Source organism: Candidatus Competibacteraceae bacterium, assembly GCA_016713505.1.
In the GTDB taxonomy this organism is placed as follows: Bacteria; Pseudomonadota; Gammaproteobacteria; order Competibacterales; family Competibacteraceae; genus Competibacter_A.
In genome coordinates this window covers 48,439-71,049 of the sequence record JADJPA010000001.1, presented here as the reverse complement: position 1 = coordinate 71,049, position 22,611 = coordinate 48,439, and the positions used below count along the sequence as shown (strand labels likewise).

Genomic DNA, 22,611 nt, shown 5'->3' with positions numbered 1-22,611 from the left:
GGAAGCGTTTCACTACCAAAAATCGTCCAGCCGAGCCGGCTCCCAGTCCGCGCTGCGCACCCGCCAGTCATTGCGGCCATAGCGGACCAATTCCAGCTCGAAGCGGTACAGATCGGCATCCAATCCCACCAACGCGCCGGCGTCCTGCACGGGCTTGCCGGCCATGGCCGCCACCACGCTCGCCAACGCCCGTTCTGATTCGGGAAATTCGATGTGGCGAACTCGGGTGAACAGATGGATGGATTGCTGGCGCAGAACATACAGCCGGATCAGGTTTTCGACCGCCTTGCGGTCGAGCCCGCGCGGGTCGGCATAATCCTCCGCGATCAAGGCTCGCAGATCGCGGACGTTGCGCTCCTCGGCGGCGGTGACCGCGGCGGCGATCAGCGCCCGGACTTCGGTTTCGGGCGAAGGTGGGCGCGAGCAAGCCACCAACAGCAACACCAGGGCAAGCTCAAGCCACGGGCGCAAGGTTATTCGCTTCGGCAACCGGGGCGTCATGCGCCGACCCTCCACACCCGATTACAATGGGCGGCCGATCTGTCCATTCTCTTTACTCCCCGCGGGAAGCGCCGATGAATTATCAATTTGAAGTGCTCGATAAATCCATTTGCTACAGCGGCTTTTTCCGCATGGAAAAATACCGGCTGCGCCACGAACTGTTCGCCGGCGGCTGGAGCGGCGAAATGAGCCGCGAGTGTCTGGAGCGCGGCCACGCCGTCGCGGTGCTGCTCTATGACCCTGGCACCGATCAGGTAGTCCTGCTAGAGCAATTCCGAATCGGGGCGCTAGATTACCCGGTCGGCCCGTGGCTTTTGGAAATCGTCGCCGGCATCATGGACGATCCCGCCGAAACCGCCGAGGAGGTAGCCCGGCGCGAAACCTTGGAGGAAGCCGGCTGCGTGCCGCTGGAACTGGCGCCGATCTGCCGTTATCTGGTCAGTCCGGGCGGCACCTCGGAGAGCATCACCCTGTTTTGCGGCCGGGTCGATGCCGCAAGCGTCACCAGCGGCGTACACGGGCTCGCCTCCGAGCACGAAGATATTCGGGTGCGAGTCGTGTCTCGCGCCGAAGCGCTGGATTTGTTGCGGGCCGGACGCATCAACTCCGCCGCTCCGATCATCGCCCTGCAATGGCTCGAACTGAATCGGTCGAAGCTGCTGGAACGTTGGGGCAACGGCGCGGTTTAAACGCCCAACCAGCGCAAATCGGGATCGGCTTGCGAGCGGTTCCAGACCTCGCGAAACAGCTCCAGCAATTCCTTCATGCGCTCGCTTGGTTGCGGCTCATAAACGCCTGCCAGGCGGCGCGGATCGCTGAAACGCAGCAGCGCCCGCTCATCGGCGATCATGAAGGCTTGCCCCAATTCCGGCCGGTCCGGTAATTCGTGCCGGTTCGGGGTGCGCAGGACCAGCGCGGACGTCAGCCGTTCGCCCAGCCGCACCAAGCCCGGACAGCCGTTGCGCCAGTCCCGCGCGGGTGGCAGCACCAGTTGCAGGCGCACTTTAGGCTGGTTGACCACACAGGTTCGTATGGCGGAAAGCACTTCGGTATCGTTGTAGAGTTCCGGCCTTAGCAGCGGTGTGTACAGATACAAGGTGCGCCGCATTCCATCGAGCAAATCCAACACGGCGCGGCGGCTGTCGTCCACCCCGTCGAGCGTCGTTATCGTCAAGCGTTGGTTAGCGTCCGCCATCACCGTCACCTCGCGTTCGGAAAGGCCGGATCATAGTTTACGCGCCTGGGCGGCGGCATTGCCGGTATAGCTGGCCGGCGTCAACGCCAGCAGCCGCTGTTTGGCCTCATCGGGAATAGCCAGATCGGCGATGAACGCCCGCAACGTCTCCCGCTCGATCCGCTGACCCCGAGTGAGCGCCTTGAGCTGTTCGTAGGGCTGCTCCAGACCGTAGCGGCGCATTACGGTCTGGATCGGCTCGGCCAGCACTTCCCAATTCGCCTCCAGATCAGCCTCCAGCGCCGCCGCGTTCGCTTCCAGCTTGCCGATGCCCTTCAAACAGGACTGATAAGCCACCAGCGAATGCGCCAGCCCGACGCCAAGGCTGCGCAGCACGGTCGAGTCGGTCAGATCGCGCTGCCAGCGCGAAATCGGCAGCTTGGCCGCCAGATGATCGAGCAAAGCATTGGCGAGGCCGAGGTTACCCTCCGCATTCTCAAAATCGATGGGATTGACCTTATGCGGCATGGTCGAGGAGCCCACTTCACCGGCCACGGTTTTTTGCCGGAAATAGCCGATGGCGATATAGCTCCAGACGTCCCGGCAGAAATCCAGCAGCACGGTGTTGGCGCGCATCAGCGCGTGGAAAAATTCCGCCATGTAATCGTGCGGCTCGATCTGAACGGTGTAGGGATTCCAGTCCAGCCCCAGATCCTCGGTGACGAAACGCCGGGCGAAATCTTCCCAGTCCACGTCTGGATAAGCTGACAAATGGGCGTTGTAATTGCCGACCGCACCGTTGAGCTTGCCCAGCAACGGCACCGTCGCCAGTTGCGCCCGCTGCCGCTTCAACCGATAGGCGACATTGGCCATTTCCTTGCCGAGCGTGGTCGGTGAAGCCGGCTGGCCGTGGGTGCGCGCCAACATCGGCCGATCGGCCTGTTGCTGGGCCAGCCCGGTGATGGCGTCGAGCAAGCCATCCAGTTGCGGCAACAGAATTTGGCGGCGTCCCTCGCGCAGCATCAGCGCGTAGGCCAGATTGTTGATGTCTTCAGAGGTACAAGCGAAATGGATGAACTCGCTGACCGCTTCCAGTTCGGCGTTGCCGGCGATTTTCTCCTTGAGAAAATATTCGATGGCTTTCACGTCGTGGTTGGTGCTGCGTTCGATAGCCTTGACCCGTTGGGCGTCGGCGGAACCGAAGTTTTCCAGCAACCCTTCAAGCGCCTGAATGGCGCCTGCGCTCAACGGTGGCACTTCCGGGATCTCAGGATGGCGGGCCAAGGCTTGCAACCAGCGCACCTCCACCAGCACCCGGTGGCGGATCAAGCCGTACTCACTGAAAATCGGCCTTAGCTCGGCGGTCTTGTCGGCATAGCGACCGTCGATGGGTGAAAGCGCGGTCAGGGCGGTGAGTTCCATGAAATAATCCTGCATGTGGGTTACGGCACGGCGTCTTGAAATCGTTGGTCGCCCTTATTCTAGCGTCTATCGTACCGCCCGAAACATTACCGCGCCCAAGATGATCGCTCCGCCAAACAGCGCCAGCGGTCCCGGCGTTTCGCCCAGCAGCAGGAACACCCAAACCGGATTCAGCACCGGCTCGATCATCGGAATCAGAATGCCCTCGACCGCCCGCACATGGCGCAAAGCCAGCGAGTACATCACGTAGGGCAACCCCAGTTGCACCGCTCCAAGCAGCAATAAGCCAACCCAGCTACTGGCGTCCGGCAGCGACTGAAACATGAAGGGCAAGCCGATCAAACCGGCTAAAAGATTGCCCAACACCAAGGCTGAAATCGGCGATTCTTCGCGGTGACGACGCAAAAACAGCGTCAGCCAAGCGAAACAGAAACCGCTGGCCAGCGCCACCCCGTTGCCGAGATAACCTTCCAAACTCAGTTCATCGCCGAAGAACAACAGCATTCCGACCACGATCATCGCCAGACTCAGCCAGTCGCGGCGGCTGGCTCGTTCGCCCAGAAACCACGGACTGAACAGAATGACGTAAAACGGCGCGGTGTATTGCAACAGGATGGCATTGGCGGCGGTGGTCAGCTTGTTGGCGACGACGAACAAGACCACCGTGCCGGCGTAGGCCAGCGCCGCGCCGATCTGCTCGAACGAACCGGTAAAGCGCAACGCCTTGCGAAAGATGAACCCGATGACCGCCGCGCCGATCAGGCTGCGCATCCCGGCGATGGCCAGCGGATTCCAGTCGACCCATTTGATCAGCAGGCCACCCAAACTCCACAGCAGCGCCGTCGCCAGCAGCATCAACACAGCGCGGCGATGGGCGGGATCGATGGCAATGTCGGTTGCGGCGACCTGTGGATCGGGCGCCGTGCTCATCCGCCGCCCAGATAAGCATTGCGAACTTCGGGATTGGCCAACAAGGCCTCGGCGCGGTCTTCCAGGACGATCCGGCCGACTTCCATCACATAGCCCCGATGCGCCAGTTTCAACGCGGCGCGGGCGTTCTGCTCGACCAGCACGATGGTCACACCGGCTTCGTTGATTTCCCACAGGGTCTGAAAGATCGCCTTCACCAGCAGCGGCGCGAGGCCGAGGCTGGGTTCGTCGAGCAACAAAATCCGTGGGTTGGCCATCAGCGCGCGGCCGATGGCCAGCATTTGCTGCTCGCCGCCGCTCAACGTTCCAGCCAGTTGGTCGCTCCGCTGCGCCAGCACTGGAAATAGATCGTGAATCCAGCGCAAGGTCTTGGCGACTTGCGTCTTGTCGGTTCGACTGAAAGCGCCAAGATTGAGGTTTTCCCGAACGGTGAGCGTCCCGAACACGCGCCGGCCTTCCGGCGACTGCGCGATGCCCATGGCCACCAGCCGATGGGCGGGCAATTGGTGGATCGGTCGCGACTCGAAGCGGATTTCCCCCTGCGCCGGTCGCAGCAAACCGCTGATGGCGCGCAGGGTGGTCGTCTTACCCGCCCCATTCGCCCCGAGAATGGTGACGATTTCGCCTTGTCGGACGTGCAGGTTGATGCCGTGCAACGCTTGAACGTTGCCGTAGCGAACGTAGAGATTTTCGGCTTCGAGGAGCATGGCGGCTTCAATCGGATCGCGTCGGTTTATGAACGCAGGCGGATCTTGTCTTAGCCTTCTTTCAACTGTTGTATTTCAACTGATGACAGCTTGGTGATGGCGCCGATCTGATCCGTGGAAAAGTTTAGCGCCAGCAGTTCGCGCGCAACTTGCAAGGCCTTACGGCGCTCGCCTTGCTTCATACCCTTTTCCATGCCCTTTTCCATACCCTTTTCCATGCCCTTTTCCATGCCCTTTTCCATGCCTTTTTGATAGCTTGGCAGACGTTCGAGGTCGATCTGTAGCATGTCGTAAGCCTCCTGGATATTGACGCCGAGGCAGCGGTTGTCGGCCAAAACCTCCAGCATTTGCAGATACTCCCGCAAGCGTCCTTCATCCTGCCCCGCCAGCGATCGCAATTTGGTCAGCAGGCGCACCACGACATCTTGGGGGTCGTCGCCACCGAAGTCGCCCAGTACCGCCAGCACCAGCGCGTCCGGGCTTTGACTATCGTACAGCGTGCGGTAGTCGATGTCCCGCATGTCGAGCATTTCGTAACGATAATGCAATTGCGGGCTTTCCAAACCCGCCGCCATGGCCAAACGCCCGGCCCCGATATACACCAAGCATTGATGAACCCGCTTGCCGGGATAGGCTAATTGAATGTCGGCCAAGTAGCGCAGCATCCGCGCCGGCATCTGGTCGTCGTTGGTGTTTTGGATTTCCAAATGCAGGATGAATGGCTCGCCTTGAACCGGAGTGACTCTCGCCACCAGATCGGAGCGACGGTCTTCAATGCGCTGTTCTTCGGTCGACAGCAGTTCGGCGTCCACCAGTTCCAGTTTGAACAGGTAGACGGCCATATCCAACAAGAGGCGCTTGAGGATACTTTTGGAGATGATGTCTTTCTGGCCCATCAGGAGCCTTCAGCCATCCAACAGACAGGAGGTGGCCGTTTCATTCCTCCATTTTAGGAAAGAGAGAGCCGCAAGTCACTGCGGACTCCCTCTTGCTAAACCGTCAGCCCATAGCCAGCAGCAGCGCGTTCAAGCGCTTGACGAAACTGGCCGGGTCTTCCAGCTGCCCGCCTTCCGCCAGTACCGCTTGTTCGAACAGCAAGTGAGTGAGATCGTTAAAGCGACCGGCATCGGCCTCGCCTTGCAAGCGTCCGACCAAGGGATGCTGGGGGTTCAACTCCAGATAAGGCTTGCTCATCGGCACGTTTTGGCCGGCGTCGCGCAACATCCGCTCCAGGTGCGCGCTGAGGGCGTATTCGTCCACCACCAGACAGGCCGGTGAATCGGTCAGACGAGTCGAAACCCGCACTTCCTTGACCTGATCGCCCAGCACCTCCTTGACCTTCGCCAGCAAGTCCTTGTACTGGTCCTCGGCCTGTTTCTGCTCCTGCTTTTCTTCTTCGGAGGCGATCTTGTCCAGATCCAGCGCGCCCTTGGCGACCGATTGGAAATGCTTGCCCTCGAACTCGTTGAGGTGCGACATCAGCCATTCGTCCACCCGGTCGGTCATCAGCAACACTTCCAGCCCTTTCTTGCGGAAAATTTCCAGGTGAGGGCTGTTTTTGGCGGCGGCGAAGCTTTCGGCGGAAATGTAGTAAAGCTTGTCTTGGCCGTCTTTCATCCGGCCGAGGTAATCGCTCAACGACACCGTTTGCTCGGCGCTGTCGGTATGGGTCGAGGCGAAGCGGAACAGTTTGGCGATCTGTTCGCGGTTGCCGTAATCCTCCGCCGGACCTTCCTTGAGTGCCCGCCCGAATTCCTTCCAAAATTTGGCGTACTTTTCTTTATCGTTCTGCGCTAGATCTTCCAGCAGGCCGAGCACTTTCTTAACCGAACCGGCGCGGATGCCATCCACGACTTTACTGTTTTGCAGGATTTCGCGGGAAATGTTCAGCGGCAGGTCATTGGAGTCGATCACGCCGCGAACGAAGCGCAGATAGCGTGGCATCAGATGTTCGGCGTCGTCCATGATGAATACGCGCTGTACGTACAGCTTGACGCCGTGGCGCTGATCGCGATCCCATAAATCGAACGGCGCGCGGGCCGGAAGGTACAGCAGCGAGGTGTATTCCAGCTTGCCTTCGACCCGGTTGTGGGTCCAGGCCAACGGGTCTTCAAAGTCGTGGCCGACGTGCTTGTAGAATTCCTTGTATTCCTCCTCCGTGATGTCGTGCTTGGGTCGCGCCCACAGCGCCGCCGCCTGATTGATGCGCTCGTCCTCAATGGTCGGCGGAGCGTCCTTATCTTCGCCCGGCTTCTCCACCGGCATGATCACCGGCAAGGTGATGTGGTCGGAATATTTGGTGATGATCGAGCGCAGCTGCCACTCATTGAGCAATTCAGTCTCGTCCTCGCGTAGGTGCAGGGTGACTTCGGTGCCGCGCGCCGGCTTGTCGATATTTTCCAGCGTGTACTCGCCCTCACCGGTGGACTCCCACAGCACACCGTGCTCCGCGCCCAAACCGGCGCGGCGGGTGCGCAGCGTCACCTTGTCGGCGACGATGAAGCTGGAATAGAAACCGACGCCGAACTGGCCGATCAGGTTGGCGTCCTTGGCTTGATCGCCGGTCAGCTTTTGCATGAATTGGCGGGTGCCGGAGCGGGCGATGGTGCCGATGTTGTCGATGACTTCCTGCCGGTCCATGCCGATGCCATTGTCGGCGACGGTGATGGTGCGGGCATCTTTATCGAAGCTGACCCGGATTTTCAGCTCCGGATCGTTTTCGTACAGCGCGCCATCGGTCAGGGCCTCAAACCGCAGCTTGTCGCAGGCATCCGAGGCATTGGAGATAAGTTCGCGGAGGAACACTTCCTTGTGGGAATACAGGGAATGGGCGACCAAGCGCAGCAACTGCTGCACCTCGGCCTGAAAACCAAGGGTTTCCTTGTGAGCTTCGACGGTCATGAGGGATGGACTCCTGGATGAAATTCACGAATTTGGAGGCCGATATAAGGGCGGATCGTGGGATTTCAAGGCGGCGAATTTTCCAACCGAGAGAGTTCGGTTAAGCTGTTTGCGCCGCCGTTGCTTATCAGGACATCCACCATGCCCCAAGCTCGTCCCAAAATTCCTTTTAACGTCGATGATTATCTAGCATGGGAGGAGCACGCCCCCATAAAGCACGAATATCTGGCCGGTGAGATTTTCGCGATGGTGGGCGCGACCGATGCTCATGTCACTATCACACTGAATTTAGCTACCTTGCTTCGCGCCTATCCGCGGGGCAAGCCCTGGCGATCGGGTGGAGCTGTCAAGCTTGGAGTTTAGCGCCCCTATCGAAGCACTTTACGAAGATGTGGCGCTGCCGGAAATGACCGATGAGCCTTGGCGCTTGTCAAAAGATAGCGCGGATTGAACGGAGCTATTCCCTACTCGACCGCCACGCCTTCATGCCGCAACAGCCAGCGTTTGATCCCCGGCAGCTCACCCTCGACCTCGCCCGCATAGCCGCCCAACCCCTGTCGGCTCACCACCCGATGGCAGGGAATCAGAATCGGTATCGGATTGCTCCGACACGCCCCACCGATGGCGCGAGGGGCAGTATCCAGTTGCCGCGCCAGTTCGCCATAGCTCAGTACGGTGCCTGCGGGAATCGTCTTCAACCCCCTCCACACTCGCTGTTGAAACGCTGTCCCAGCCGGGGCCAGCGGTACATTGAACGAGGCCAGCGAATCATGAAAATAGGCGATCAACTGTGCTACCACGGCTTCGGTCGCCGCATCCGCCGGCGGCTGTTCGGCGGTGCCGGCCGGCAGATAATCCAGCGCGCTCACCGCCTTATCGCTCATGCGAACACCGATGCAACCCAGCGGGGTCGCAATGATCGCCTGATAACCAGCGCTCCCGTTCATGTTCAACCCTCGCGTGGAACGTAGCTCAACCAATCGCCGCTGGCGTCTCCATAAACGATGAAATACGGATTCAACAACGCCTCTTTCGTGTTGTAGCGCAACGGCTGACCGGTTTCCATCGACACCACCTGTCCACCCGCGACTTCGACGATGGCTTGAGCGGCGGCGGTATCCCACTCCGAGGTCGGGCCGAAGCGCGGGTACACGTCCGCCGATCCTTCCGCTACCTGGCAGAACTTGAGCGAACTACCGATGGTGACCAGTTCATGCGCCCCCAGCTTGACGGCGAATTTTTGTAGCTTCGGTCCGCCGTGCGACTTGCTACCCACGACCCTGACCGGCCTGTCAGCCTGTAACGGTGTTACCGAAATCGGTTGCGGCGGCTGATCCGGCTCCTGGCGAAACGCGCCACAACCGCGCGCGGCGAAATAACAGACGCCGGTCACCGGCACCCGCACCACGCCGAAGACCGGTTCATGATCTTCAATCAATGCGATATTGACGGTGAATTGCCCGTTGCGCTGGACGAATTCCTTGGTGCCGTCCAACGGGTCCACCAGCCAATAGCGCCGCCAAGTCGAACGCTCGGCGAAAGACACAGCCGCCGACTCCTCGGACAAAACGGGAACGTCCGGCGTCAACCGCTCCAAACCGGCCAGGATCGCGCGGTGCGCGGCCAAGTCAGCGTCGGTCAGCGGACTGTGATCGTCCTTGGTGGTGACTTCAAACGCCGTGGCGTAGATTTTCAGAATCCGCTCACTGGCCTCCGCCGCTAGCGCCCGGACCGGAGCAAGCCAGTTCGCCCATTGATCGCGCATCGTTTTTCTCCCGCCAAAACACAAAGGGCGATCTCAATGGATCGCCCCGTTCAGTGCGACTCCCGACGCGGGATCAGGAGAGTTTTTCCTTGATGCGGGCCGCCTTGCCTTCCAAACCGCGCAGGTAATACAGCTTGGCGCGGCGCACGTCGCCCCGCCGCTTGACCGTGATGTCGGCGATGGCGGGACTATAGGACTGGAACACCCGCTCCACGCCTTCGCCGTGGGAAATCTTGCGCACGGTAAAGGCGGAATTCAGACCGCGGTTGCGCTTGGCGATGACGATCCCCTCGAACGCCTGCAAGCGCTCGCGGTTGCCCTCCTTCACCTTAACCCGCACCACCACGGTATCACCGGGACCGAAGTCCGGGATTTCACGGTTCATCTGTTCTTTTTCAAACGCTTCGACCAATTTGCTCATGACACGACACTCCACGTTGCTCCGTGAGATCCCCGGCCAAACCGGCATTCTCCGCTTTTTCTCGATAGTCCTGAATAAACTCATCCAACAAGGCTTGATCGCCGTCGGCCAGCGAGCGCAAGGTCAACAGTTCCGGCCGGCGCAGCCAGGTCCGCCCCAAGGACTCGCGCCGCCGCCAGCGCGCGATGGCGGCGTGATCGCCGCTCAACAGCACGGCTGGCACCCGCCGCCCGTCGATGAGTTCGGGGCGGGTATAGTGCGGACAATCCAGCAAGCCATCCATGAACGAATCCTGTTCGGCGGACTCATTGTCGTTCAACGCGCCCGGCAGCAAGCGGGCCACGGCGTCGATCACCACCAAGGCCGCCAGCTCGCCGCCGCTCAGCACGTAATCGCCGATGGACCATTCTTCGTCTACCTCGGCCTCGATCAAGCGCTCGTCGATGCCCTCGTAACGCCCGGCCAACAGGATCAGCCGCCCTTCTTCAGCCAGTTCCCGCACGCTGTCCTGATTGAGCGGACGGCCTTGCGGGCTCAAATAAACCGTCCTGCCGCGCGGTTCCGTCGCTTGGCGCGCCCGCCGCAGGGTATCGCGCAGCGGTTGAACCTTCATCACCATCCCCGGCCCGCCGCCATAAGGCCGGTCGTCCACCGTGCGATGGCGGTCGCGCGCATCATCGCGCGGGTTCCAGGTCGCCACCGTCAACAAGCCACGCTCGACGGCCCGGCCGGTGACGCCAAAGCGGAGCAGCGTTTCAACCATCTCGGGAAACAGCGTCACTACATCCACGCGCACGACGGCGTCCCTCGCTGCATCCTGGCTCCTCGCGGAACAGAATCAGGTTGAAAACACACTCAAAAATCCGGGTCCCAATCCACCCGCAGCAAGCGTCGGTCGAGATCGATCTCGGCGATCACCGTATCCCGGATGAAGGGTACCAACCGTTCCCGGTCGCCTCGCACCACCAGCACATCGTTGGCGCCGGTGGCGAACAGGGAAGCCACCGTTCCCAGCTCCACGCCGTCTAGCGTCAGCACCCGCAATCCTTCCAAATCCGCCCAGTAACACTCGCCCGGCCCCGGTGGCGGCAACTGCGAGTGTCGCACGGCGATCTCGCATTGAATCAAAGTCGTCGCTCGATCCCGGTCGTCGCAACCGACGAATTTCAGCACCACCCCCGCGCCGTGGGCGCGGCCCGCTTCGATTTCGAACGGCCGCCATTCATCGTGCTGCCGCAAAAACACCGGGTTGTAGCGGACGATGCCGTCACGCGGATCGGTATGCGAAAACACCCGCACCCATCCCTGGATACCAAACAGGCCGGACACCCGGCCCAGAATCACCCAATCCGACATCGCGGCGCGGCCGGATTCAGGGCCAATCCGTTATTGCGCCACCTGCTTGCGGGCTTCCGCGATCAGGCTGACCACTCGCTCGGACGGCTTCGCGCCGTTGCCCAACCAGTACTGCACCCGCTCCTGATTCAGGCTCAGCCGGACATCCTGACCGCTGGCGATAGGGTTAAAAAATCCCAGGCGTTCGATATAGCGACCGTCGCGCCGGTTGCGGCTGTCGGTCACGACCACGGTGTAGAAGGGGCGCTTCTTGGCGCCGCCGCGAGACAGGCGGATGGTAACCATGCGCTGGCTGATACCTCTTGCGAATTCCGATACGAAAAAGCTGCCCGATCAGGCAGCCGGATGAAGCGGGGGATAGTAACTGAAATTCCGTTGCTTTGAAACCGATTGCTAAAAGTCGGCAACGGCCTTTAAGGCTTCAGCGGCGGCAAACCGCCCATCGGCAGCTTGCCCTGCAAGCCGCGCAACATCTTCATCAAGCCGCCGCCCTTCATCTTTTTCATCATCTTCCGCGCCTGATCGAACTGCTTGAGCAGTCGGTTGACATCCTGAATCTGGTTGCCGGAGCCGGCGGCGATCCGGCGCTTGCGCGAACCTTTGATGATATCCGGGAAACGGCGCTCCTGCGGGGTCATCGAGTTGATGATCGCCACCAACCGCTTTACTTCCTTGTCGGCGGCCTGATCCTTGAGCGCCGCCGGGGCGGCGTTGAAGCCCGGCATCTTGTCCAGCAGGCTGGCGATGCCACCCATCTTCAGCATCTGTTCCATCTGCTCGCGGAAATCCTCTAGGTCGAAACCCTTGCCTTTCTGAACCTTTTGCGCCAGCTTGAGCGCCTTTTCCTTATCGACTTTTTGCTCCATCTCCTCGACCAGGCTCAGCACGTCGCCCTTACCGAGAATCCGGGACGCCACCCGTTCGGGATAGAACGGTTCCAGCGCGGCGGTCTTTTCGCCGACGCCGAGGAATTTGATCGGTTTGCCGGTGATCTGGCGGATCGACAAGGCCGCCCCGCCGCGCGCGTCGCCGTCGGTTTTGGTCAGCACCACGCCGGTCAGCGGCAGCGTGTTGTCAAAGGCTTGGGCGGTGTTGGCGGCGTCCTGACCGGTCATGCTGTCGACCACGAACAGGGTTTCGATCGGATCGAGCACGGCGTGCAAGCGCTGGATTTCCGCCATCATGTCCTCATCGATATGCAGCCGGCCGGCGGTATCGACGATCAGCACCTCCACGGCATGAAGCCGGGCGTGCTCCAGCGCCTTGCGGGCGATGGCCTCCGGCGCTTGGTCGGCTTGGCTGGGAAAGAATTCCGCGCCGACCTCCCCGGCCAATTTGCGCAACTGCTCGATGGCGGCGGGCCGATACACGTCGCAACTGACCACCAGCACCTTCTTGCGCTGGCGCTCCTTCAGCCAACGGGCCAGCTTGGCGACGCTGGTGGTCTTGCCCGAACCTTGCAGTCCGGCCATCAGCACCACCGCCGGCGGCTGAACGCGCAAGTTCAATTCGGCGTTGGCCTCGCCCATCACGCCGATCAATTCCTCGTGCACGATCTTGATGAGGACCTGACCGGGCGTCAGGCTTAGCAAGACTTCCTCGCCGACAGCTCGCTCGCGCACCCGGTTGATGAACTCCCGCACCACCGGCAGCGCCACGTCCGCCTCCAGCAGCGCCATGCGGACCTCGCGCAAGGCGTCCTTGATATTATCCTCGGTCAGGCGGCCCTGGCCGCGCAGGTTCTTGACGGTCCGTAACAAGCGTTCGCTGAGATTTTCGAACATGCGGGATCAACCTTGGGTACTATCGAAAAGATTGGATTATAGGGGAATTGGCCGGGCCGGCGCATACCGTGGATGCCGGCGCCCTTCAAGGCCCGCTCATTTCATGCCATCATGACGCCGTGACTTATCCATCGCGGCCCACAGTATGAACGCGATCATCGGCGGCTTGGCCGTCCTGCTTTATCTCTTGGCCGGCGCTTGGCTGGCCGTGCGGCTGGCGAACGCGGGAGCCGCCGCGGCGTCCGCGAGCGGCCCTCTGGCGCTCGGCTGGGGCGCGGTGTTGTTGCACGCCAGTATTCTATCGCAAACCGTCTTCGAACCCGCCGGCCTGAATCTGGGCTTCTTCAACGCGCTGTCGTTCACCGGCTGGCTGATCGATCTGCTGTTGCTGGCGGTCGCCGCGGTTCGCCCCGTGGAAAATCTGGGCATCATCGCCTTGCCGGTCGGCGCGCTGACGCTGGTGCTCGGCCTGTGGTTCCCCGGCCAGCGCATCGTCGCCGATCCGGGTCGGTGGCCGCTGGAGCTGCACATTTTCATCGCGATTTTGGCGTATTCGCTGCTGTCGCTGGCGGCGGTGCAATCGATTTTGCTCGCCGTCCAGGATCACCGTCTGCGCCACCGCCAGCCCGGCGGCTTCCTGCGCGGGATTCCGCCGCTGACCGCGATGGAAAGTCTGTTGTTCCAGCTCATCACCGTCGGCTTTATCTTGTTGAGCGTCACTTTGATCAGCGGTTTTTTCTTTCTCGAAGATCTGTTCGCCCAGCACGTGGCGCACAAGACCCTGCTTTCCCTGATCGCTTGGTGCGTGTTCGGGGTGCTGCTGTGGGGCCGCTGGCGCTTCGGCTGGCGCGGCCAGACCGCCATCCGGTGGACCTTGAGCGGCTTCGGCTTTCTGGTGTTGGCCTTTTTCGGCAGCAAGCTGGTGCTGGAGCTGATCTTGCGGCGCTATTGAGCGTGTTCCGGCCGATCCGGCGCCGGACTTCGGCGTTGCTCCAAGCCATGCCTTGACAGCCCGCGCCGGCAACCTTAAAAACAATGGGTCACACTCTGAACGAGGTTCTCCCGATTTGGAAGATATTCCCATAGGCGCTTTGTGCGTCGTTTTGGTACTGCTGCTCGGCTGTTCGGCTTTTTTTTCCGGTTCCGAAACCGGCCTGATGACGCTCAATCGCTACCGCTTGCGCCACCGCGCCAAATCCGGCGACAAAGCCGCGCAACGCACCAACAAGCTGTTGGAACGCCCGGATCGGCTGATCGGCCTCATTTTGTTGGGTAACACCTTCTTCAATATGCTGGCTGCCTCCCTGGCCACCGTGGTCGCCATTCACTTTCTGGGCGAGACCGGTATCGTGGTTGCCACCGCGATCATGACCGTCGCCGTATTGGTATTTGCGGAAGTCGTTCCCAAAACCCTGGCGGCCTTGTATCCCGAACGCATCGCCTTCCCCGCCGCCAGCGTATTAAGCCCGCTGCTCAAAGCCTTTCATCCGCTGATCTGGTTGATCAATGCGGTGGCAAACTGCTTGTTAGGCCTGTTCCGGGCAGCCGTCCAGACCGCGAGCCAGTCTTCGCTCAGCCCCGATGAGTTACGCACCGTGGTGCTCGAAGCCGGAGCAATGATCCCCAAACGGCACCGCGCGATGCTGCTCAGCATCCTGGAGCTGGAGGAGATCACCGTCGATGACATCATGGTGCCGCGCAATGAAATTGCCGGCCTCGATCTGGCGGATGACTGGCAACGGATCGTCGCTCAACTCAAGCGCAGTCCGTACACGCGTCTGGTGGTTTATCGCGAAAGCATGGATCAGATCGTCGGCTTTTTGCACCTGCGCAACGTGCTGAACCTGATGACGCGAAAGCCACGGTTCGACCGCGCCGACCTAGAAAATTTGTGTCGGGAGCCTTACTTCATCCCGGAAACCACTACCCTGACCCAGCAATTGGTCAATTTTCAACAATTGCGCCGGCGCTTCGGTCTGGTGGTGGACGAGTACGGCGATGTGTTGGGTCTGGTGACGCTGGAGGACATCCTGGAGGAGATCGTGGGCGAATTCACCACCGATCCCGCCACGCTCGGCAAGCCTAGTCTGATTCCGCGCGGCGACGGCGGCTACGTGGTGGACGGCCGCACCGCCCTCCGCAGCCTGAATCGCGCTCTGGACTGGAGGCTGCCCACCGATGGCCCGCGCACCGTCAACGGACTGGTCATGGAGCATTTGGAAGCCATTCCCGAACCGGGCACGCAGCTCAGCTTGGCGGGCCATCCGACCGAAATCATCGAAACCGCCGGCAATCAGGTCAAAACCGCCGTCATCTGGCCCGATCCGAACCCGGATTCCGCGGACAGCACCGCTTAATCGACCAGTTTCTCGATGGTTTGCCGGGTTTCGGTCCGCCATAGCCAGTCCTCGATGCCGTTCTCGGGCTGATATTCCGCCACCGCTTCCCGCAAGATCGCTCGCACGGTCGGATAATCGAAGGCTTGCGCGGCGGCGTCCAGCCGTTTCAGGCAGTCCCGGATGTCGGACCAGGACTGGCACCCCTCGCGGGCACGGCGAATCATCGGGTGCGCGGTCGGCAGATCATCGGCGCCGATCAGCAATTCCTCGCGCAATTTTTCGCCGCTGCGCAAGCCGGTGAATCGAATCTCGATATCGCCATCGGCCTGGTGTTCGTCCCGGATTTCCAACCCCGACAAGCGGATCATCCGCCGCGCCAAATCAAAAATCCGCACGGATTCCCCCATGTCGAGCAAGAACAAATCGCCGCCCTTGGCCATGGCGCTCGCCTGAATCACCAACTGGGCTGCTTCGGGGATGGTCATGAAATAGCGTTCGACTTCCGGATGAGTCACGGTCACCGGTCCACCCTTGCGAATCTGCTCGCGAAACAGCGGCACCACCGAACCGGAAGAATCCAGCACGTTGCCGAAACGCACCATGCAAAATCGGGTCGCGCTCCCCTCGCCCGCCAGTCCTTGCAAAATCAACTCCGCCAGCCGTTTGGTGGCGCCCATCACGTTGGTGGGGCGTACCGCCTTGTCGCTGGACACCAGCACGAAGGTTTCGACGCCGACCGCGCTGGCGGCTTCGGCGGCGTACAGGGTGCCGAATACGTTGTTCCGCACCCCTTCGATGGGATTGTGCTCGACGATGGGCACGTGTTTGTAGGCGGCGGCGTGATAGACGGTCTGCACGTCAAAGCGCTCCATGACGCTCCGCAACCGCCGTCGGTGGATCACCGAACCCAACAGGGGAATCAATTCGATGGGCGGTTGACCCATGTTCGCCAGCATCGCGCCAAGCTCTTGCTCGATGGTGTACAAGGCGTACTCGGAGCGCTCGAACAACACTAACCGGCTGGGGCGCAAGGCCAGGATTTGCCGGCACAATTCAGCGCCGATCGAACCGCCCGCGCCGGTGACCATCACCGCCTTGCCGCTCACTCGGGTCCGCAGTAAGGTCTCGTTGGGCTTGACCGAATCCCGACCCAGAATATCCTCGACATCGATTTCGCGAAATTCATCGATGCGCCGGGCGCCGCTGGTCAGTTCCGCCAAGGCGGGCAAATCCATCACCCGCACCGGCAAGCCCGCCAACGCTTCAAGTATCTGCTGGCGGCGCTGGTGCGAAATGGAAGGCAGCGCCAACAGCACCAACTTGGCCTCGTGGCGGGAGATCAGCCGCGACAGCTTGACGGGCGCTCTCACCTTGAGTCCGAGCACCACGCTCCCCCACAAGCGGGCGTTGTCATCCACGAAGACGACCGGCTCGAACTCAGCGCTGTAACGCAGCGCATTGACCAATTGCGCGCCCGCCTCGCCCGCGCCGTAGACGATAACCGGCGTCCGGCGGGCGCTCAAGCGGAACCGCCGCCGCAGATAGCGGCGCAGCACCAAGCGGCCCCCGCCGACCAGCGCCGTAAGGACGAGCCAACAAATCAGCCACGACGAACGCGGCACCACCCCTTCCCGCAGGAACACCCAAACCGCCATCATCAGCAGGATGCCGGCGCTCGCTCCCAACAAGATGGTATAGAGCAGGCTTTCGTCGGCGTAGCGCAGAATCGGCCGATACATGCCGACCGCGGCAAACGTTGGAATGACAACGATCACCGCCAGCGGAAACAGCCACACGGCGTCTTGCAGCAGGTAGGGCCACCAATCACCGAGGCGGATGGCGAAGGAAGCCCAGACCGCGACCAACACGGCGAGCGTGTCGCCGGCGACCAGCAGCAGGCGGCGTACCAGGGCGGGCAGATTCAGGAATTGTTCGAGCATCACGGGATAGATACTCTAGCACGCCGCCGTTCGAGCCGCCCGACTCCCCACATCAGGAGGCTATAAACCAACCACCAACCCACGAGCAAACTTATTTGGCCGGCGGGCGACAGACGGACCGCCCACACCGCCGAACCGGCGCACGCCAGCATCAGCGCATATTCCGTCAGCACCGTCCGGCGATGGCCCCAACCGAGCAACACCAACCGCTGGTAGTAATGCGTTCGATGGGCCTCCAAAACGTTCTCGCCGCGCAGCAAGCGCCGCAGTAAAGTCACGGTCGCATCAACGACAAACGGCGAAAAAATAAGCAGCGCCGCCCACAGCGGAAACAGGCCGATTTTATTGCCCCACAGGCTGCACGCCGCCGCCAGAAAACCCAGCATGATGGAGCCGGTGTCACCCATGAAGAGTCTGGCGGGTGGAAAGTTGTGAACCAGAAATCCGGCGCTGGCGGCCGCCGCGATCAGGCAGGCGCTCATGAAAGCACTGTCTGCCCGACCGAGCCAAGCCAGCGTCGCGAAGCCGATCAAAGCCATGCCGCCGGCGAAACCGTCCATGCCGTCCATGAAGTTATAGAGATTGATCATCCAAACGCCAAACAGCAGAGTCAGAAGGAAAGCGAACCCGCTGGAAAGCGGCATAACCAACCCTGGCAGCTCGAACCAATCGGGTTTATAGCCCGCCAAAACCAAACTGAACGCCGCCCAAACGTGCGCCGCGAGACGCCATTGAAACCGAATCCCACCGCGGTCATCGAGTAGCGAGACGACGGCCAGCGGAGCCAACCCGAGTAGCAGCAATCCCAGGCCAGGACGAGAAACGGGAAGCGTCCAGCCAACCAGAAAGCCACCGATCAAGCTTGCGGCCAGCATGGCGAGACCGCCAGTGCGCGGGATGGGCCGCTGGTGTAACGACCGATCGTTCGGATGATCGAGCAGAGTGATGCGTGCAGCCGGCCCAGCCAAATAACCCGCAAGCACCGACGCGGTGGCGAACACCACCAGGCCGACCCACACGCTCATCACGATACCGGCCCACCCGAGGATTGTCGGAAAAGTCCGAACAGAAAAAACTCAATCACTGCCGCTAGCGCACTGAAGATGGACGGCAACGGTCACTTTCATACACAATACCGGCCCGCCTTGGAGCCTTTCAACGCAGACGGACGGTCAGCTCCTAGAGGCTGATTTCCGCCTCTCGCCAGCCGAAAGAAAGATCGAGAAAAGTCTCTACTATTATCGATCTGCTCTAAAAACCGCCCAAAAAACATAGGCTTGATGACATGCATTCTACAGATTCCGGGCCGAGTCCATTGACCCTTGACGCCTTGGTCGCCGCCGTTCGCCAAGAGGCACGACGGCGCGGCGATACCGAATCGGCTCCAGGTACGATGCCTTTCCGCCGCTCGCAACCCTCGCAGAGGCGCCAACGCTTCGTCAATGAGATCCAGATCGCTCATGGCGGCCATGTTAGAGATTTTCTTCCCCTTTATGGTGAAGAGTTTTTAATTATCGCCTATCAATCGATGCTGGGGCGCAGCCTCGATTCCTCTGGCGCCCATCATTACCTAAGAGCCTTGCTAAACGGCCGGGTCAGCCGCTGGGAACTCCTGGCCCGCCTGCGACTTTCGCCGGAAGGCCGCGCCAAAAAAATGCGGTTGCGCGGTCTGTCGCTCGCTTGTCTGGCTTCCCTGATTTATCGCTTACCCCTCATCGGCCCCACGGCCGGCTTCATCGCCCAAATGCTGGCGTTCCCGCCATGGCTGCTGCCCCAGCGCTCCCACGAGATGCTATTGGGCCATATAGAGCGCCATGTCGGCTGAAAAATAAAATCCCTCCTAACAAACAAGCACTCTAAATCAAGGATACGTTTTGAGAATTGCCATTGCCACGGTACAAGTCCCTTTCATGCAGGGTGGCGCTGAAGCACTCGCTGAAGGATTACAAGAAGCTAGCCTGCAAGCCGGACATCAAGCCGATATTATTTCACTGCCTTTTCGGTTTTCGCCAGAATCGGAAATCCTACGATCAATGCAAGTCTGGGAAAGCGAAGATTTCACCAAGTTGAATTGTTACGAGCCGGACCGGGTGATATGCCTGACTTTTCCATCGTTTTATCTCAATCACCCTGTAAAGCATTGTTGGGTTCTCCATCAATTTCGCATGGCTTACGATCTACACGAGCCTCAAAATCCACAAAGCCTGAGCGATGCAACACGCCGTTTAATCACGGAACGAGACACAGAGCATCTGACCCACTGTCAAGGCTTATTCGCGCTTTCGCACACAGTCGCCGAGCGTTTGGCTCGCTACAATGGCCTGAAAGCGGAGCCGCTTTACCACCCGCCACCCTCAGCCGATCAATTCTACTCGGCACCGCACCAGCCCTACATTTTCTCGCCTAGCCGGCTGGAATCGCTCAAACGGCAGGACTTACTGATTGAAGCCATGCGCCATGTCAAAGCGCCGGTTTGGGCCATCATTGCCGGTATGGGTGGCCAATACGGTCACTTCAAAGAAATGGTGCGGCTTTACAAACTGGAAGATCGAGTGCGGTTAGTCGGTTATCTTTCTCCAGAAGAATTAAGAGCGTTTTACGCAAATGCGCTGGCGATTTTTTTCGGACCCAAGGATGAAGACTACGGCTACATCACCCTAGAGTCCATGCTAGCCTGCAAGCCCGTCATCACATGCACCGATTCCGGCGGGCCGTTGGAGTTCATCAGCCACGAGTCAGAAGGCTTGATCGTGGAGCCGGATGCAAAAGCCATTGCCGATGCCATCGATCGCCTGGCCGGCCATCCCGTTGAAGCCATGAAAATAGGGATCAATGGCCGCGCCAAATATGATTCCCTCGAATTATCCTGGAATAAGGTTCTCGAAGCCTTGCTCAATTGACGGATCGATAAGCATGAAAATCGCCGTTGTCGCTCCTTGCCCGCAACCCTTTATTGTGGGAGGCGCTGAAAAACTCTGGTGGGGTCTGGTACGCCACCTCAACGAGAACACCGTCCATCAGGCCGATATCATCAAGCTTCCCAGCCCGGAAGCGGATTTCTGGTCGCTGATGGACAGCTACCAGCGGTTCAGCCTACTCCGCCTGGACGGCTTCGATCTGGTCATCACCGGCAAATATCCGGCGTGGATGATCGAGCATCCCCGTCACGTCTGTTACATGCTCCATCGTTTGCGGGGGCTTTACGATGCGTATCCGGGCTCCGCGCTGGCGGCCCGATCGAGCTATCCGAGCGCCATACAACAGGTGTTGGCCCTGTTGGACAGCAACCCCGGACAGCGGGAAATCTTGCCCGAACTGTTTGGCCGGCTGGAAGACATCGCCGCTGTGGAGGGAGACGCCAAAGCCGTTCTCAGCTTCCCTGGACCCATCAGCCGCGCGGTGGTGCATTTTTTGGATAACGTCGCGCTGGACCCGAGCCGGATCGTCCGCTATGCGAGCATCGCTCACACCGTGGCGCGGCGTGAGGATTACTTCCCGAAAAATACCGAAGTAGCGGTCGCCCATCCGCCCAGCAATCTGGCGGTGGCTCCGGGTCATGATTTTCAATACTTCTTCACGGTCAGCCGCCTGGATGGTCCCAAGCGCGTCGGTCTGCTCATCGAGGCCATGCGCCACGTCAAGACCGACATCAAGCTTTTGATCGCCGGCGTCGGGCCAGAGGAGAACCGGTTGAACGCATTGGCCAAGGACGACCCACGCATCAACCTGTTAGGCTTTCAAAGCGACGCCCAACTGGCGCGGCTTTATCAAAACGCGCTGGCGGTGCCCTTTGTTCCTTATCAAGAAGATTACGGGCTGGTAACCGTGGAAGCCATGCTGGCCGCCAAAGCCGTCGTGACCGTGCAAGATTCGGGCGGGCCGACAGAGCTGGTGCGCGACGGCGAAAACGGTTTGGTCGTGGAAGCCACCCCACAAGCCTTGGGCCGTGCCTTGAACCAACTGGCAAGCAATCCAGCGTTCGCTAAATCGTTAGGTACCCAAGGCCACCAGGACGCGCAAAGAATCACCTGGGCCGCGGTCGCCGATGCGTTGCTGGATTTACCGGAACCCAGCACACAGTCCCGTGTTGCGCGCCCTGCCCGAACGCCTGCGGGCAAATTGGTGGTGGTCGTCACTTTTTCTATTTTTCCGCCGCGACACGGCGGTCAAAATCGAGTTTACAATCTCTATCGTCATTTGGCCGCCGCCTTCGATATCGTCATCATCGCCTTGACCGATCCGCACGTTCCAGCATCCGATACCGAAATTGCGCCTGGATTGCGGGAAATTCGGATCCCCAAAACGCCCGATCAAGCCCGGCGGGAGGCCAAGCTGCAAGAGCGTTTTGCCATTCCCATCACCGACATTGCCGCCAGTCAATTTTATCGCTCTACGCCGCTGCTGCTCGACACCATCCAAAAGGAAGCACAAGACGCCACCGCGCTGGTGGCTTGCCATCCCTATTTGTTTCCAGCGTTGGCGGAAATCGAAGGGAAGCCGATTTGGTATGAGGCCCAAGACATCGAGTTTCAACTCAAAGGTCAAGTCTTTGCTTCGCAAAAAGACGGCCCGGCGTTGGTGGCTCAAGTTCGAGAATTGGAGCACGATTGCTGTAGGGCAGCACAATTCATCTTGACTTGCTCGAAAGAAGACGCTTCCGTTTTAGCCCATACGTTCGACATTCCCTCGCACAAATTTATCGTGACTCCGAACGGCACCAACTGTGACGAAATTCAGTATGCCGATGGGATAGCCAGACAGCGTTTTAAACAACGCTTGGGTGGCGGCAAGCAGCCGTTCGTTTTGTTCATGGGCAGCGGACATCATCCCAACATCGAAGCCGTCGGCGAGATTTTTAAAATTGCCGCGACATTGCCAAAAATCATATTTCTGATCGTCGGTAACGTCGGTTATGCTTTCGATCCCATGCTCAAGCCGGAAAATGTGTGGTTGTTGGGCGAAATCACCGAAACCAGCCGCAAGATCATCCTGGAGTTAGCGGATATCGCCTTGAATCCCATGCTGGCCGGATCGGGAACCAATCTCAAAATGCTAGATTACTTTGCCGCTGGGATTCCGGTGATTTCCACGGCCACCGGCGCGCGCGGTCTTGACGTGCGAGACGAAGACCACCTTCTGATCCGACCCATCGAAGCAATGGCCGCCACTATAGAAAGCTGTCTTTCTCAACCTGAACACATGGCTCGTATCACTCAAACGGCCAGAAAGCATGTCGAAGAATATTTCGATTGGCGCGCAATAGCCGAGAAAGTCATGCTGAGCATCAAAAATGCCCCTCGGCCCAGCAGCTCCCACGGCAACTCGACAGACGCTCCGTCGGGCATCGCTCCCACTTACAGTCCTTAAAACG

Annotated in this window: 23 protein-coding genes; 7 read left to right on the top strand and 16 right to left on the bottom strand. The window is 60.1% G+C overall.

The features are described from left to right. Positions 1 to 12 precede the first annotated feature (12 nt). Complete coding sequence (locus tag IPK09_00360; protein MBK7982067.1) at positions 13 to 501, bottom strand: hypothetical protein; 489 nt, start codon at positions 499 to 501, stop codon at positions 13 to 15. Positions 502 to 575: 74 nt separating this feature from the next. Between IPK09_00360 and IPK09_00355 the strand changes: the two genes are divergently transcribed. Continuing rightward, complete coding sequence (locus IPK09_00355; protein ID MBK7982066.1) at positions 576 to 1,190, top strand: NUDIX domain-containing protein; 615 nt, start codon at positions 576 to 578, stop codon at positions 1,188 to 1,190. Here IPK09_00355 and IPK09_00350 read toward each other — a convergent pair. The 6 genes from IPK09_00350 to htpG form a co-directional block, all read right to left on the bottom strand. Next, a complete protein-coding gene (locus IPK09_00350; GenBank protein MBK7982065.1) occupies positions 1,187 to 1,696 on the bottom strand; it encodes a hypothetical protein in 510 nt (169 codons plus the stop codon). The genes IPK09_00355 and IPK09_00350 overlap by 4 nt on opposite strands. Before the next feature lie 30 nt (positions 1,697 to 1,726). After that, positions 1,727 to 3,097 (bottom strand): adenylosuccinate lyase, encoded by a 1,371-nt coding sequence (gene purB, locus IPK09_00345; GenBank protein ID MBK7982064.1) that lies wholly within the window; start codon positions 3,095 to 3,097, stop codon positions 1,727 to 1,729. A gap of 66 nt (positions 3,098 to 3,163) precedes the next feature. Further along, on the bottom strand, positions 3,164 to 4,027 hold the full coding sequence (locus IPK09_00340) for a DMT family transporter (GenBank protein ID MBK7982063.1): 864 nt from the start codon (positions 4,025 to 4,027) through the stop codon (positions 3,164 to 3,166). Next, on the bottom strand, positions 4,024 to 4,734 hold the full coding sequence (locus IPK09_00335) for an ABC transporter ATP-binding protein (protein ID MBK7982062.1): 711 nt from the start codon (positions 4,732 to 4,734) through the stop codon (positions 4,024 to 4,026). The genes IPK09_00340 and IPK09_00335 overlap by 4 nt, the downstream gene beginning before the upstream one ends. Before the next feature lie 50 nt (positions 4,735 to 4,784). Beyond that, positions 4,785 to 5,630, bottom strand: coding sequence for a hypothetical protein (locus IPK09_00330; GenBank protein ID MBK7982061.1), 846 nt, complete (start codon positions 5,628 to 5,630; stop codon positions 4,785 to 4,787). A gap of 103 nt (positions 5,631 to 5,733) precedes the next feature. After that, positions 5,734 to 7,635: a molecular chaperone HtpG gene (gene htpG / locus IPK09_00325; GenBank protein MBK7982060.1), complete on the bottom strand. Its 1,902-nt coding sequence runs from the start codon at positions 7,633 to 7,635 to the stop codon at positions 5,734 to 5,736. A 141-nt stretch (positions 7,636 to 7,776) separates the two neighbouring features. On the opposite strand from htpG, the gene IPK09_00320 reads away from it, so the two are divergent. Continuing rightward, the gene (locus IPK09_00320; GenBank protein MBK7982059.1) at positions 7,777 to 7,998 is read left to right on the top strand and encodes a Uma2 family endonuclease; all 222 of its coding nucleotides are present in this window, start codon (positions 7,777 to 7,779) and stop codon (positions 7,996 to 7,998) included. A 101-nt stretch (positions 7,999 to 8,099) separates the two neighbouring features. Here IPK09_00320 and IPK09_00315 read toward each other — a convergent pair whose 3' ends face one another. The 7 genes from IPK09_00315 to ffh all read right to left on the bottom strand — a co-directional run bounded on the left by IPK09_00315 (position 8,100) and on the right by ffh (position 12,961). Then, positions 8,100 to 8,582 carry a methylated-DNA--[protein]-cysteine S-methyltransferase gene (locus tag IPK09_00315; GenBank protein MBK7982058.1) on the bottom strand — a complete coding sequence of 161 codons (483 nt, stop codon included), beginning with the start codon at positions 8,580 to 8,582 and terminating at the stop codon, positions 8,100 to 8,102. 2 nt (positions 8,583 to 8,584) lie between these two features. Further along, on the bottom strand, positions 8,585 to 9,400 hold the full coding sequence (gene cysQ / locus IPK09_00310; protein ID MBK7982057.1) for a 3'(2'),5'-bisphosphate nucleotidase CysQ: 816 nt from the start codon (positions 9,398 to 9,400) through the stop codon (positions 8,585 to 8,587). 73 nt (positions 9,401 to 9,473) lie between these two features. Further along, positions 9,474 to 9,821 carry a 50S ribosomal protein L19 gene (gene rplS, locus IPK09_00305; protein ID MBK7982056.1) on the bottom strand — a complete coding sequence of 116 codons (348 nt, stop codon included), beginning with the start codon at positions 9,819 to 9,821 and terminating at the stop codon, positions 9,474 to 9,476. After that, positions 9,796 to 10,617, bottom strand: coding sequence for a tRNA (guanosine(37)-N1)-methyltransferase TrmD (gene trmD, locus IPK09_00300; protein MBK7982055.1), 822 nt, complete (start codon positions 10,615 to 10,617; stop codon positions 9,796 to 9,798). Before trmD ends, rplS begins: the two co-directional genes overlap by 26 nt. A gap of 59 nt (positions 10,618 to 10,676) precedes the next feature. After that, positions 10,677 to 11,177, bottom strand: coding sequence for a ribosome maturation factor RimM (rimM, locus tag IPK09_00295; protein ID MBK7982054.1), 501 nt, complete (start codon positions 11,175 to 11,177; stop codon positions 10,677 to 10,679). A 30-nt stretch (positions 11,178 to 11,207) separates the two neighbouring features. After that, positions 11,208 to 11,462, bottom strand: coding sequence for a 30S ribosomal protein S16 (rpsP, locus tag IPK09_00290; GenBank protein ID MBK7982053.1), 255 nt, complete (start codon positions 11,460 to 11,462; stop codon positions 11,208 to 11,210). A 128-nt stretch (positions 11,463 to 11,590) separates the two neighbouring features. Continuing rightward, positions 11,591 to 12,961, bottom strand: a complete 1,371-nt coding sequence (gene ffh, locus IPK09_00285; GenBank protein ID MBK7982052.1) for a signal recognition particle protein — start codon at positions 12,959 to 12,961, stop codon at positions 11,591 to 11,593. Between the two features lie 145 nt (positions 12,962 to 13,106). Between ffh and ccsA the strand changes: the two genes are divergently transcribed. Next, on the top strand, positions 13,107 to 13,913 hold the full coding sequence (gene ccsA, locus IPK09_00280) for a cytochrome c biogenesis protein CcsA (GenBank protein MBK7982051.1): 807 nt from the start codon (positions 13,107 to 13,109) through the stop codon (positions 13,911 to 13,913). A 115-nt stretch (positions 13,914 to 14,028) separates the two neighbouring features. Next, entirely contained in the window at positions 14,029 to 15,318 is a 1,290-nt protein-coding gene (locus IPK09_00275) for an HlyC/CorC family transporter (GenBank protein ID MBK7982050.1), read from the top strand. Here the strand turns inward: IPK09_00275 and IPK09_00270 are convergent. Continuing rightward, positions 15,315 to 17,240: a polysaccharide biosynthesis protein gene (locus tag IPK09_00270; protein ID MBK7982049.1), complete on the bottom strand. Its 1,926-nt coding sequence runs from the start codon at positions 17,238 to 17,240 to the stop codon at positions 15,315 to 15,317. The two genes, IPK09_00275 and IPK09_00270, sit on opposite strands and share 4 nt — an antisense overlap. Beyond that, positions 17,240 to 18,265, bottom strand: coding sequence for a glycosyltransferase family 4 protein (locus IPK09_00265; GenBank protein ID MBK7982048.1), 1,026 nt, complete (start codon positions 18,263 to 18,265; stop codon positions 17,240 to 17,242). The genes IPK09_00270 and IPK09_00265 overlap by 1 nt, the downstream gene beginning before the upstream one ends. Before the next feature lie 260 nt (positions 18,266 to 18,525). On the opposite strand from IPK09_00265, the gene IPK09_00260 reads away from it, so the two are divergent. From IPK09_00260 to IPK09_00250, 3 genes are read left to right on the top strand one after another with little or no spacing between them, the layout of a single operon-like run. Continuing rightward, positions 18,526 to 19,065, top strand: a complete 540-nt coding sequence (locus IPK09_00260; protein MBK7982047.1) for a DUF4214 domain-containing protein — start codon at positions 18,526 to 18,528, stop codon at positions 19,063 to 19,065. 49 nt (positions 19,066 to 19,114) lie between these two features. Further along, the gene (locus tag IPK09_00255; GenBank protein MBK7982046.1) at positions 19,115 to 20,140 is read left to right on the top strand and encodes a glycosyltransferase family 4 protein; all 1,026 of its coding nucleotides are present in this window, start codon (positions 19,115 to 19,117) and stop codon (positions 20,138 to 20,140) included. Between the two features lie 13 nt (positions 20,141 to 20,153). After that, positions 20,154 to 22,607, top strand: a complete 2,454-nt coding sequence (locus IPK09_00250; GenBank protein MBK7982045.1) for a glycosyltransferase family 4 protein — start codon at positions 20,154 to 20,156, stop codon at positions 22,605 to 22,607. Positions 22,608 to 22,611 lie beyond the last annotated feature (4 nt).